This window comes from Kribbella sp. NPDC058693 (genome assembly GCF_042715335.1).
GTDB classification, from domain to species: Bacteria; Actinomycetota; Actinomycetes; order Propionibacteriales; family Kribbellaceae; genus Kribbella; species Kribbella jiaozuonensis.
Map to the genome: position 1 here is coordinate 133,144 of NZ_JBHXSQ010000005.1, position 11,969 is coordinate 145,112.

The window sequence follows — 11,969 nt, forward strand, 5'->3', positions numbered from 1 at the left end:
TCCTCATTCGAGCAGCGCGTCGACGAACTGCTCGGCGTCGAACGGCGCCAGGTCGTCGGGTCCCTCGCCGAGACCGACCAGCTTCACCGGTACGCCGAGCTCCCGCTGCACCGCGATCACGATGCCGCCCTTCGCCGTACCGTCCAGCTTGGTCAGGACCAGTCCGGTCACGTCGATGACCTCTGCGAACACGCGGGCCTGGGTGAGGCCGTTCTGACCGGTGGTCGCGTCGATGACCAGCAGTACCTCGTCGACCTCGGCCGTCTTCTCGATGACGCGCTTGACCTTGCCGAGCTCGTCCATCAGACCGGTCTTGGTGTGCAGACGGCCGGCGGTGTCGACGAGTACGACGTCCGCCTCCTCCGCGATGCCTTCCTTGACCGCGTCGAACGCGATGCTGGCCGGGTCTCCACCCTCCGGACCGCGCACGGTGCGGGCGCCGACGCGCTCGCCCCAGGTCTGCAGCTGGTCCGCGGCGGCCGCACGGAAGGTGTCCGCAGCACCGAGCACGACGTGCTTGTCCTCGGCGATCAGCACGCGAGCCAGGCGGCCGACGGTCGTGGTCTTGCCGGTGCCGTTCACGCCGACCATCAGCATGACGGCGGGCTGTCCGTCCTTGCGGCTCGCCTTGAGCGACCGGTCCATCGAGGGGTCGACCAGGGCGACCAGCTCCTCGCGGAGGATGTCGCGGGCCTGTGCGGCGCCGACACCCTCCACGCGCATCCGGGTGCGCAGCTTCTCGACCAGCTCCTGCGTCGGCGCGACGCCGACGTCAGCGGTGATCAGCGTGGTCTCGATGTCCTCCCACGCCTCCTCGTCGAGCTTGTCGCGGGACAACAGTGCGAGCAGCCCCTTGCCGAGCGAGCCCTGCGAACGCGCCAGCCGGGCGCGCAGCCGGACCAGCCGGCCCTGTGCGGACTCCGGCTTCTCGAGCGTCGTGGCGGGAGCGGCCTCCGCCTCCGGCAGCTCCGCGTCCTCCAGCGTCCGGGTCGGGGTGTCCCGGGGTTCCTCGGCGTCCTCACCGACTGTCGGCTCCGGCGCCTCGACGGCCGGCTTGGTGGCCGGAGGCAGCTCGGAACGGCGCCGCCGGGCGACGACCAGACCGGTCGTACCGACGACGAGAACGACCGCGATCACCACGACGATCGTGATCAAGGCCTGGTCTGTCAGGAGGGAGACAAGCAAAGGGGTCAACACGGTTCCCCATCTTGACAGACACCCGGCCCGCCGCCCGCATTTGTCACGTCAGGCAAACCAGCTGTCGCGGTACGTGAGGAGGCACCAGCTCGGGCCGGTGCGTGAGCAGTACGACGGTCCGGTCGCCGGCCGCCGCGAACAGGTCGGCGAGCAACGCCCGGCCGGTCTCCTCGTCCAGGTGCTCGGTCGGCTCGTCCAGGACGAGTACGTCGCGGTCCGCGAGCAGGAGCCGCGCGAACGCGAGCCGCTGGCGCTCACCACCGGACAACCGGGCGCCGTGCTCGCCGACCATCGTGTCGAGCCCGTCCGGCAGCTTCTCGACGAACGGGCCGAGCCGTGCGCGGTAGAGCGCCTTCCACAGCTGCAGGTCGCTCACGCTGGGCTTCGCGAGCAGCAGGTTCTCGCGGATGCTCGTGTCGAACACGTGGCTCTCCTGGGTCAGCAGGCCGACGACAGACCGCACCTGGTCGCCTTCGAGCCTGGCCAGGTCCACACCGTCCAGCAGCACCTCGCCCCCGCGCGGCTCGAGGAACCGCAGCAGTACTGCGGCCAGTGTGCTCTTGCCCGCCCCACTCGGCCCGGTGATCACGACGCGGCTGCCGGCAGGCATGTCCAGGCTGAGCCCGTCCAGTACGTCGGTGTCGTCGTACCCGACCCGCAGCAGCTTCACCTGCAGGTCGCGTCCGGTCGGGAGCGGGAGTGGGTCGGCCGGCTCGGTGACGGGATCTGGGGTGTCTACGAGTTCCTGGACTCGGCCGAGTGCGGCTCGGACTCGGATGGCCAGTTGGGCGGCGGCCGGGATGCCGCCGAGGACGTCGGCCAGGGCGAGTGGGGTGAGGACCAGTACTGCGAACACTGCGCCGGTGATGTTCGCCGTACTGCCGAGAAGCAGAGCGGCGATGCTGGCGCCGCCGATGCAGAGTACAAGGAGGGCGCTGCCGAGGCCGGTGCTCCAGGCGGAGCGGCGTTCGGCGGCTGCCAGGCGGGCGTCGTGGCGGGAGAATTCGGCCAGGACTTCATCGACGGCGTTGTAGGCCAGTACGTCGGCTGCGGTGAGCAGGGTCTCGGTGGTGACGGCTGCTACGTCGCCCCGGGCGGCGGCGATGTTGCGCTCGGCTCGCTGAGCGGTCTGAGCGGTCAGCCACGGTACGACGGTGCAGGCGACGAGGACCGCTACCGCGACTGCTGCGCCGGCTGCTGGGAGTAGGAGCGCAAGGAGGGCCACTGTCGCAGCGGCTGTTATTGCTGCGACGGCGACCGGGAGAAGTACGCGGAGCCAGAGGTCGAGGACTGCGTCCACGTCCAGTACGAGCCGCGCGAGCAGGTCGCCCTGCCGCCGGGATGTTGGTGCAACGCTCTCGAGTCGTCTGGTGACGCGAGCCCGAGTCTCGCCCAGAACCCGATAAGCGGCATCGTGCCCGACCAGGCGCTCGACGTACCGGAAGACACCGCGGCCGACGCCGAACGCCCGCACCGCCACGATCGGCACCAGCAGCAGAAGCACAGGCGGCTGAGCCGAAGCGGCCGTAATCAACCAGGCAGAGGTAGCCAGCAAGGCGACAGCCGATCCCGCTGCAGCAACCCCCAAGAAGAGCGCGAGCAGAAGCCGCCAACGCACCCCCGCCTCCGGTCGCACGAGTTGCCACCACGCCCCGGCCTGCGTGCTCGTCATGCGTTCACCAGCTCTCGGGCTCCTACGGAGACTGTTCGGTCGGCGGCGGCGATCAACGCGGGGCGGTGGGCGACCATCAGGACAGTGCGGCCGGTGGAGCGGAGGCCGGTGATGACGGCTGCTTCGGCGTCCGGGTCCAGGCCGGCGGTGGGTTCGTCGAGGAGGAGTACGGGCGCGTCTGTGAGGAGTGCTCGGGCCAGGGCGACTCGGCGTTGCTGACCGCCGGACAGGAGCTGGCCTTGCTCGCCGACCGCCTTGTCCAGCGCGAGCTCGCCGGCGCCTGCAGTGATGAGGGCCAGGCGCACCTCGTCGTCGGACGCGGTCGGGCGACCGAGGCGGACATTGTCGGCGACGGTTCCGAGGCGTAGCCCAGGGCGCTGAGGCACCCAGGCGAACTGCCGCCGCCACTCCCCCGGGTCGAACTCGTCGGCCGCACTGCCACCGGCCACGACCACACCGCTCTCCGGCTCGACAAACCCAAGCAGCACTGCCAGCGCGGTGGACTTCCCAGCACCGCTAGGTCCAGTGAGCGCCACCACCTCCCCCGGCCGCAACTCCAGGTCGAACCGGTCCAGCGCCGGCTCATCCCGCCCCGGGTACCGCACGGTCACGTCGTACATCTGCAGTGGACTCACCCGCAGATCAGGCACATCGGTCCGATCGCCCCGCACCGGCAACGGCGTCTCCAGCACGCGGAACACCTCTTCGCTCGCGGCCACCCCGTCCGCGCTCGCATGGAACTGCAGGCCGACCTGACGCAGCGGCAAGTAGGCCTCGGGCGCCAGGATCAGCACCATCAACGCCGTCTCCAGTCCTAGCTTCCCGTCGACCAGCCGCAGACCGACGCCGACGGCAACCAACGCCACCGAGATGCTCGCCAGCAACTCCAACGCGAACGACGACAAGAACGCCGACCGCAGACTCCCCATCGACGCAGCACGGTGCTGATCGGTCACCCGGCGTACGGCGGACTCCTGTGCCTTCGCGCGGCCGAACAGCTTCAGCGTGGTCAGTCCGCCAACCACATCAGCAAAGTGATGCGCCAGCACCGCCAACGCGTGCTGACGCCGCCGACTACGCGCCTGCGTCGCCCAACCGATCAGTGCCATGAAGATCGGGATCAACGGCAGCGTGACCAGCACGGTCCCCGCAGCGATCAGATCGCCCGTTGCCATCCAGCCGATCACTCCGGCAGGCACGGTCGACGCCAGGACGAGTTGCGGCAGGTAGCGGGCGAAGTACGGGTCCAGGTCGTCAAGTCCCTTGGTGAGCAGGGTTGTCAGCGCACTGCTGCGTTCGCCGCTAAGCCACACCGGTCCGAGCTTCAGCGAGTGCTCCAGCACCTGCCGTCGCAGCGTCGACTTCACAGCCGCCGCGGCGCGCTGCGCGACTACCTCCTGCGCCCACACCAGCACCGCCCGCCCCGCAACAACCAGCGCCAACCCCAGCGCGACACCAGCCACGCCAGTGCCCCGCAGTACGACGCCTGTGATGCCGTGCGCCAGCAGCACAGCCTGTACGACGATCAGCACGCCGCTCGCGACACCGATCAGTACCGACGCCGCCAGGAAGACCCGAGCGCCCCGGGCCCTCCGCAGCAACCGCGGGTCGAGCGGCTTCACGACGCCGCCACCATCACGCGCTTGCGGAACACCCAGTACGTCCAGCCCTGGTACAGCAGCACCAGCGGGAAGAAGATCGCCGTGATGATCGTCATCGCCTTCAACGTGTACGCCGAGGACGCCGCCTCGACCGCGGTCAGCGTCGACCCCGGCTCGAGCGTCGACGGCATCACATCCGGGAACAGCGCGACGAACAACGACACCACGGCCAGCCCGATCGCCACCGTCGTACCGACAAAGGCCCAACCCTCGCGACGCAACAGGTTCGCCACCAACCCGCCGGCGAACGCGACCACCGCCGCGATCGTGATGATGATCGAAACGGTCTCGCCGCGTAACGCCTGCGCCCAGGCCAGGAAGGCGATCGTGAGCACCGCTGCGACGACCCCGGTGCGCGTGGCCAGCCGGTTGGCACGGACGCGCAGGTCGTCGGTGGTGCGCAGCGCGAGGAAGATCGCGCCGTGCGTGACGAACACCGCCACGAAGCTCAGCCCGCCGAGCAGCGCGAACGGGTTGAGCAGCGTCCCGAAGGTGCCGACGTACTCGTGATCGGCATCCAGCGGTACGCCGCGCACGATGTTGCCGAAGGCAACGCCCCAGAGCAGCGCGGGCAGCAACGAGCCGACCGCGATCATCAGATCCATCCGCCCACGCCAGACCGGATCGTCACGCTTGCCGCGGTACTCGAGCGCGACACCGCGCACGATCAACCCGACCAGGATCAGGAACAGTGGCAGGTAGAACCCGCTGAACAGCGTCGCGTACCACTCCGGGAACGCAGCGAAGGTCGCGGCGCCGGCCATGATCAGCCAGACCTCGTTACCGTCCCAGACCGGCCCGATCGTGGTGATCGCCGCTTTCCGTTCCGGCTCGTTGCGGCCGAGTACGCGGAACAGCATCCCGACTCCGAAGTCGAAGCCCTCGAGCACGAAGTACCCGGTCCACAGCGTCGCGATCGTGATGAACCACACAGTCGTCAGTTCCATCTCGGCCCCCTCAGTACGCGAACGACAGTGGTTTGTCGGGCTGATCCGGCGAATCCTCGGCTGGTTCGTCGGTCCCGGCCAGTCCGCCGCGGATCGTCCGCAGCATCAGCTTGGTCTCGACGACCGCGAGTGCGCCGTACAGCAGGGTGAACCCGACGAGGGACGTGATCACCTCGCCACCCGTCGTACTGGGTGACACACCCGATGCCGTGGGCAACAACCCGAAGACCAGCCAGGGTTGTCGTCCGGTCTCGGTGAAGATCCAGCCGAACGTGTTCGCGATCAACGGCAGCAGCGGCAACGGCGCTGCGAGCCAGATGAGCCAGTGGGCCGGCGCCCGGCCGCGGCGCGTTGTCCACAGCAGCCACAGCGCGACCGCCGCGGACAGCATCCCGACACCGATCATCAGCCGGAACGTCCAGTAGGTCAGCGGGATGTTCGGCTTGTACGACCCCGGGCCGTACAACTGTTCGTACGCGTCCTGCAGCGAGTTGATCCCCTTGACCTCACCCTTGAAGTGTCCGGTGGCCAGGAAGGACAGCAGATACGGCAGCTTGATGGAGAAGATCTCCTTGGACCCGTCGAGCGTGCCGACGGTGAAGACCGAGAACGACGCCGGCTTCTCGGTCTCGTACAGCGCCTCGGCCGCGGCCATCTTCATCGGCTGTACTTCGGTCATCACCTTGCCCTGCAGGTCACCGCTGATCGCAACGCCGACGCTGGCCACGAGGACGACCGACGCCCCGATCTTGAGCGCCGAGCGGAACACGTCCTTGTCCACCAGCGGCCGCCGGATCAGATGCCACAACGCGACGCCCGCGACGAACGCGCCGCCGACCATGAACGCGGCGAAGATCGTGTGCGGGAAGGTCACCAGCACGACCTTGTTCGTCAGCACAGCCCACAGATCCGTCAACTCGGCGCGACCACGCTCAGGGTTGTAGCGGAAGCCGACCGGGTTCTGCATCCACGAGTTGGCCGCGAGGATGAAGTACGCCGACAGCTGCGTGCCGAGCACGACCATCCAGATGCAGCCCAGGTGCACCAGCTTCGGCAGCCGCTCCCAGCCGAAGATCCACAGGCCGATGAACGTCGACTCGAGGAAGAACGCGAGCAGACCCTCGAGCGCGAGCGGAGCGCCGAATACGTCCCCGACGAAGCGCGAGTAGTCGCTCCAGTTCATCCCGAACTGGAACTCCTGCACCAGGCCGGTGACCACACCCATCGCGATGTTGATCAGGAACAGCTTCCCGTAGAACTTGGTCAGCCGCAGGTACTTCTCCTTGCCGGTGCGGTACCACGCGGTCTGCAGGCCGGCCGTGATCGCGACCAGCGAGATCGTCACCGGCACGAAGAAGAAGTGGTACACGGTGGTGATCGCGAACTGCCATCGGGCCAGATCCAGCGTGTCCATCGGAGGGCCTCCCCAGCCATCTACGACGTTTCGTAGTAGATGCTAGCGCGGATCTACTACGACGTGTAGTTATACTGGTCACGTGGCGAGTGAGGACAAGGCACCACGCCGGTTGGGTGAGTTGGAACGCCTGGTGATGGAGCAGCTGTGGGCTGCCCCGACGGCGTTGACCGTGCGCGAAGTGCATGAGCAGCTGGCCGGCACCCGGGAGCTCGCCTACACCACCGTGATGACCGTCCTGGACCGGCTGGCGAAGAAGAAGCTGACCGAGCGCGAGCGCGACGGCAAGGCCTGGCGCTATCGTGCCGCCGCCCCACGCGAGGAGCTGGCCGCCGACCTGATGCGCGACGCCCTCGACCGCGCCGGCGACCGCCGCGAGGCTCTGGTCCGGTTCGTCGGCCAGGTCTCCGACGAGGAAGCAGCGCTACTGCGCGAGGCCCTGTCCCGGCTGGACGGTCAGGAGCAGACGGGGTGATCACCCCGGTCCTGCTGGCCGTCCTGGCGCTGGTGCTGACCGGCCCGGCACCGGCCCTGCTGGCTCGCTCCAACTGGCCCTACCGGGTCCCCCGCGCGGCAGTCATCCTCTGGCAGGCGATCGCGCTGGCCGCCGTACTGGCTGCGCTGGGTGCCGGCATCGCGCTCTCGTACTCGATCGCGGGCGAGCCTGGTAAGCCGAAGTTCGATCCGTCGTCAGCACGGGACCTCGTGGCCGCACTGATCCTCGCGATGACCGCACTGGTCGTGGTGCGACTGCTCTGGGCAGTCGGACGGGTGGCGATCGGTACAAGGGCCCGTCGCAAGCGGCACCGCGATCTGGTCGACGTACTGGCCACACCGGACGGACTGATCCCCGGACTGCGAGTGCTGGCCGAGGAGACTCCGCTGGCCTACTGCCTGCCCGCGCTGCGAGGTGCACGGGTCGTTGTGTCGGTCGGTGCGCTGGACCGGCTGGACGACAATGAGCTGAAGGCAGTGCTGGCGCATGAGCAGGCGCATCTCCGGGCACGTCACGATCTGGTGCTGGAGGAGTTCACCGCGCTGCACCACGCGTTCCCGCGCTGGGTACGCAGCGACGTCGCGCTTGAGCAGGCCCGCACCCTCGTGGAGCTGCTGGCTGACGACGACGCCCGTCGCCGGAACGGTCCACGCCCACTGGCCCGCGCACTGGTCGCGCTGGCAGGCTCACCGGCACCTGAAGCGGCACTGGCGGCCGCCAAGTCCGCCACGGTTCTCCGGGTCGAGCGGCTGGCCGGCCCCGCTCCGGACGAGCGCGTGCTCGCCACCCTGACGTACGCCGGCGCAGTCACGCTCCTGGTCCTGCCGACGGTCACCATCGCCGCCCCGATCGTGAAGGCGATCGTGGACGCGGTCAGCTAGTCGGCCGGTACCGCACCAGTACGCCGCCGTCCGCCCACGGACGGGCCTCGATCAGCTCCAACTGCACCGGCGAATCGCTATCGGGGAACGCGCTCTTACCCGCACCCAGCAGGATCGGGCAGATGCGTAACTGGACCTCGTCGACCAGTCCGGCCTGCAGCAACGACTGGAACAGCATGATGCTGCCCCACAAGATGATGTCCTTGCCGGTGTCCTCGGCCTTGAGTGCACGCACCGCGTCGAGGTCACGGACCACCAGCCCCGGTTCGTACGACCCCCACGGTGCGCTCTCGAGCCTGGTCGACACGACGACCAGCCGCAGCGAGTTCAGCTTCGGCGCGACCGGCTGGTCCGCCGACGCGTCGGTCGGCCAGTAGCTCGCGAACAACTTGTACGTCTCGGCGCCGAGCAGCATCGTGTCGATGCTCTCGAGCAGTTGAAGATTGTCGTCGTCGGCGTCGCCACCGTCCGCGATGGAGTCGAAGAACTCCAGTCCCCCATCAGGCCCGGCGGCGTACCCGTCGAGCGTCACGTACTCCTGGAAGATCAGCCGCCTCATGCCCCGCGACACTACCCGAAGTACTTACCTTCTCCCCTTGCCACAGCCAGCAGCACCAGGCCCGACAGAACCAGCAGAACAACCATCGTCACAACGAATGTCAGCACTTCACTCCCCGAATCCCCACACCTAACACAGTGCCTGACGCGTTCACCGCGTCAGAAGTTCCCCGAACGCCTTGGCGATTTCGTCGACCTGCCAGGTCAGCGAGTGCGGGGTCACCACGACCTCGATCCACGACCACCCCGGTACGTCGGCCGGCTGCCACGGCGGGCACAACGCCTCGCGGGTCCGCTCCATCCGCTCGACCGTCGTACGCTCGATCGCGTCCGCGGCACGGGGCGCGTAGAGACGGAACGAGTTCGTGTGCGGCGGCTCCGGGAAGACGCGGAAACCCTCGCTCTGCAAGGCCATTGCGAGCTCTACCGCGCGCTGGTGCAGGTCGTCCATCAGCGGGAGCACCGTCCGCAGACCGTCGCGCGCGGAGACGGCGTACGGGAAGAGCGAGAAGAGATTGCCGCCGAGCCGGCGCTGCCACCGGCGTACCTCGGCGATGACATCCTCAGGCCCGGCCAGCGCAGCACCGCTGATACCGCCGAGCACCTTGTAGAACGACACGTAGACGGTCGAGGCCAGCGCAGCGATCTCAGCCAGGCTGTGCTCGAGGTACGGCGTGCTCTCCCAGAGGCGGGCGCCGTCCAGGTGGAGCGGCACGCCGCGCTCGGCGCAGTACTCGGAGAAGACGACCAGCTCGTCCCAGGTCGGCAGCACGTACCCGGCGTCGCGCAGCGGCAGCTCCAGCGTCACCGCGGCCAACTTGCCCGGGATCGCGGCCAGCTCGTCCGGCCGGGGCTGGCGTGGCTCTGACGTCAGCCGCTCGATCCGCAGGTGGTGCACCTCTTCCAGCGCGTTCAGCTCGTGCACCAGGAGGTGAGACAGCCCGTGTACTGCGACCCGGCTCGTCCCCGCGCGGTCGGCGTACACGCGAAGCACACTCTGCTGCGCCATGATGCCGGTCGGCAGGAACACTGCAGCCGGCTTGCCCAGCAGGTCCGCTACCTCCTGCTCCAGCGCCGCGACCTCGCCGCCGTTGCCGTACATGTCGACGAGGTCGTCCGTGGCGACTTCTGCCAGCCGTTCCAGCCGGTCCGGCGCCGGCACTCGCCGGTTGCCGAGCCAGCGCTCGCAGTTGTCCGCCGCGTTCTTCCGGCGCTCCCGCAGGTCCTCGGACGCAGTAGAGGTAGTAGTAGCCACGGCCCCATCCTCTCGTGTCCCGCAACTACTTTCAGATCGTTGTCGTGACGACGTGCTTCCCCTGCAGCGTTCTGATCTCGACGGAGTGCACCTGATCCAGCGGCACCAGCACACCACCGCCGAACGTGCTGCCGTTCTTGGCCGCCTTCTCCGACACCACCCAGCTGCCCGCCGTCCAGGTCTTACCGGACTTGTCGGTGACGAGGAGCTGACACTGGTCCCCGGCCGTCAGGCCCTTGACCTGCACCTGCACCCAGCTCCAACCGGTCCGCGGCTCGACCGTCGTCGCCATGGTGGCGCCAGTAGTCGCATCGACCGCGGTGACTTCCTTGTAGCCGGCAGCGGGCTCGACTGCCTGCGGTGGTGCCGTGGACCGGCCGAGTGCAACTCCACCGCCGAGCGCACCGGCGACCAGAACGAACGCGGCGGCCACCATCAGCCAGCGCGAGCTGCGCCGCTTGGCCGGAGCCTCGACGACAACAGGCTCCGGCGACGTCTCACGGACCTCGCGGAGCGTGCGCTGCAGCAGCAGGTCGCCACCCTCCGGCGGCCCTTCCAGGAAGGCCTCCGGCGGGACCTCACCGAGGAAGTCCTTCATCTCCTCGAGCTCGGCCAGCTCGGCACGGCACTCCGCGCACGTGGCCAGGTGCTCGTCAACCTCTGCGACTTCACCGGGTTCCAGGGCACCTAACGCGTAGGCGCCGAGTTGCGTACGGTCATGCTCATTCATCGGGACACCTCCGCTTCAGATCCGGCCATCACCGCGCGCAGAGCTCGGAGGGCGTAGTAGGAACGCGATTTCACGGTACCGGGTGGGACACCCAGCTCCTTGGCAGCCTCTGCCACGGACCGCCCGCGGTAGTAGAGCTGCACGAGTACTTCACGGTGTTCGGCAGACACCTTGTCCAGGGCGTCCATCACGACCATGGTGTTCACCACGGACTCGGAGTGGTCGCTCTGCACCGGCGGCTTGTCCACCACGTCCGCCACCTCGGCCGGACGCACCGCCCGGGCCCGGGCGCGGTCGGTGACGATGTTGCGTGCCACCGTCAGCAGCCAGCCCCGCACCGACCCTCTGCCGGTGGTCAGGTCCCCGGCGTGCTTCCAGGCCCGGACCAATGTCTCCTGTACGACGTCCTCGGCCGCGGCCCGGTCTCCGGTGAGACGGGTCGCGTAGGCGAGCAGACTGCGCCCGTGTTCGGCGTACAGCGTGCGGATCAGTGTCTCGGCGTCGTGCGGCCCTGGGGTGTCACCCACCGACCGCACGATACCGGCATCAGCAGGCGCCCACATCAGGGCAGCACACGTCGACTCAGTAACCGCCATTGCCGGAGCCGGCCGGCTGGGTGGTGATCTTCTTACCGTCCGCGCCGACAACCCACCAGACACCGCCGACCGCCTGGCCCTTGGCTTCACCGGCCGCACTGTCACTGGCGAACAGGTAGAGCGGCAGCCCGTTGATCGCCAGCTGCTTGGTGCCGTCCGAGCGGGTGATCGTGCTGATCAGCGACGCGTCGATCCCGGTGAGCTGCGGCGTACCGTCGCCCGCAGCCACCACCGGCCACTTGGCCAGGCAGTCGCCCTCGCAGTTGGACTTGCCCGAAGTGTCCTTGTCGAACACGTACACGGTCCGTCCGTTGCCGTCGACAACGACCTTGCCGAGCCCGCCGACATCGGCCGTCGCCAGCTTCGCACCGGTTGCAGCCGGCTGGCTGGCCGGCGCCGAGCTGCTGGAGCCGGAGCTGGAACCTGAGCTCGAATCGTCACTGCCACAGGCGGTCAGCCCAGCCAGGCCGAGCACCGCGACACCGACTATGCCGACCACACTGCTCAGTCGCTTCATCAGACCCTCCTTGGTTGACCGTCCGTCACCCCGCCACACGTACGG

At 68.5% G+C, this 11,969-nt stretch carries 12 protein-coding genes; 2 read left to right on the forward strand and 10 right to left on the reverse strand.

What is annotated here, in order from left to right:
- Positions 1–3: 3 nt before the first annotated feature.
- From ftsY to ACFWUU_RS34930, 5 genes are read right to left on the reverse strand one after another with little or no spacing between them, the layout of a single operon-like run.
- Positions 4–1,197, reverse strand: a complete 1,194-nt coding sequence (ftsY, locus tag ACFWUU_RS34910) for a signal recognition particle-docking protein FtsY (protein WP_380182195.1) — start codon at positions 1,195–1,197, stop codon at positions 4–6.
- 43 nt (positions 1,198–1,240) lie between these two features.
- On the reverse strand, positions 1,241–2,869 hold the full coding sequence (gene cydC / locus ACFWUU_RS34915) for a thiol reductant ABC exporter subunit CydC (protein WP_380182197.1): 1,629 nt from the start codon (positions 2,867–2,869) through the stop codon (positions 1,241–1,243).
- The gene (gene cydD / locus ACFWUU_RS34920; RefSeq protein ID WP_380182199.1) at positions 2,866–4,491 is read right to left on the reverse strand and encodes a thiol reductant ABC exporter subunit CydD; all 1,626 of its coding nucleotides are present in this window, start codon (positions 4,489–4,491) and stop codon (positions 2,866–2,868) included. Before cydD ends, cydC begins: the two co-directional genes overlap by 4 nt.
- A complete protein-coding gene (gene cydB / locus ACFWUU_RS34925) occupies positions 4,488–5,477 on the reverse strand; it encodes a cytochrome d ubiquinol oxidase subunit II (RefSeq protein WP_380182201.1) in 990 nt (329 codons plus the stop codon). The genes cydD and cydB overlap by 4 nt, the downstream gene beginning before the upstream one ends.
- Positions 5,478–5,487: 10 nt before the next feature.
- On the reverse strand, positions 5,488–6,891 hold the full coding sequence (locus ACFWUU_RS34930) for a cytochrome ubiquinol oxidase subunit I (protein ID WP_380182203.1): 1,404 nt from the start codon (positions 6,889–6,891) through the stop codon (positions 5,488–5,490).
- 82 nt (positions 6,892–6,973) lie between these two features.
- On the opposite strand from ACFWUU_RS34930, the gene ACFWUU_RS34935 reads away from it, so the two are divergent.
- The gene (locus tag ACFWUU_RS34935) at positions 6,974–7,366 is read left to right on the forward strand and encodes a BlaI/MecI/CopY family transcriptional regulator (protein WP_380182205.1); all 393 of its coding nucleotides are present in this window, start codon (positions 6,974–6,976) and stop codon (positions 7,364–7,366) included.
- Positions 7,363–8,268: a M56 family metallopeptidase gene (locus ACFWUU_RS34940; protein ID WP_380182207.1), complete on the forward strand. Its 906-nt coding sequence runs from the start codon at positions 7,363–7,365 to the stop codon at positions 8,266–8,268. Before ACFWUU_RS34935 ends, ACFWUU_RS34940 begins: the two co-directional genes overlap by 4 nt.
- Here ACFWUU_RS34940 and ACFWUU_RS34945 read toward each other — a convergent pair.
- The 5 genes from ACFWUU_RS34945 to ACFWUU_RS34965 all read right to left on the reverse strand — a co-directional run bounded on the left by ACFWUU_RS34945 (position 8,261) and on the right by ACFWUU_RS34965 (position 11,924).
- Entirely contained in the window at positions 8,261–8,827 is a 567-nt protein-coding gene (locus ACFWUU_RS34945) for a dihydrofolate reductase family protein (RefSeq protein ID WP_380182209.1), read from the reverse strand. The genes ACFWUU_RS34940 and ACFWUU_RS34945 overlap by 8 nt on opposite strands.
- Before the next feature lie 150 nt (positions 8,828–8,977).
- A complete protein-coding gene (locus ACFWUU_RS34950; protein ID WP_380182211.1) occupies positions 8,978–10,081 on the reverse strand; it encodes a threonine aldolase family protein in 1,104 nt (367 codons plus the stop codon).
- Positions 10,082–10,112: 31 nt separating this feature from the next.
- Positions 10,113–10,811 (reverse strand): anti-sigma factor family protein, encoded by a 699-nt coding sequence (locus tag ACFWUU_RS34955; RefSeq protein ID WP_380182213.1) that lies wholly within the window; start codon positions 10,809–10,811, stop codon positions 10,113–10,115.
- Positions 10,808–11,338, reverse strand: a complete 531-nt coding sequence (locus ACFWUU_RS34960) for a sigma-70 family RNA polymerase sigma factor (RefSeq protein WP_380182215.1) — start codon at positions 11,336–11,338, stop codon at positions 10,808–10,810. The genes ACFWUU_RS34955 and ACFWUU_RS34960 overlap by 4 nt, the downstream gene beginning before the upstream one ends.
- Before the next feature lie 55 nt (positions 11,339–11,393).
- Positions 11,394–11,924 carry a hypothetical protein gene (locus ACFWUU_RS34965; RefSeq protein ID WP_380182217.1) on the reverse strand — a complete coding sequence of 177 codons (531 nt, stop codon included), beginning with the start codon at positions 11,922–11,924 and terminating at the stop codon, positions 11,394–11,396.
- Positions 11,925–11,969: the final 45 nt, after the last annotated feature.

What these genes read in the sequence shown, in the direction of transcription:
- cydC (WP_380182197.1), bottom strand. Translation starts at nt 2,869, where the DNA reads ATGACGAGCACGCAGGCCGGGGCGTGGTGGCAACTCGTGCGACCGGAG.
- ACFWUU_RS34945 (WP_380182209.1), bottom strand. Translation starts at nt 8,827, where the DNA reads ATGAGGCGGCTGATCTTCCAGGAGTACGTGACGCTCGACGGGTACGCC.
- cydB (WP_380182201.1), bottom strand. Translation starts at nt 5,477, where the DNA reads ATGGAACTGACGACTGTGTGGTTCATCACGATCGCGACGCTGTGGACC.
- ACFWUU_RS34930 (WP_380182203.1), bottom strand. Translation starts at nt 6,891, where the DNA reads ATGGACACGCTGGATCTGGCCCGATGGCAGTTCGCGATCACCACCGTG.
- ACFWUU_RS34955 (WP_380182213.1), bottom strand. Translation starts at nt 10,811, where the DNA reads ATGAATGAGCATGACCGTACGCAACTCGGCGCCTACGCGTTAGGTGCC.
- ACFWUU_RS34965 (WP_380182217.1), bottom strand. Translation starts at nt 11,924, where the DNA reads ATGAAGCGACTGAGCAGTGTGGTCGGCATAGTCGGTGTCGCGGTGCTC.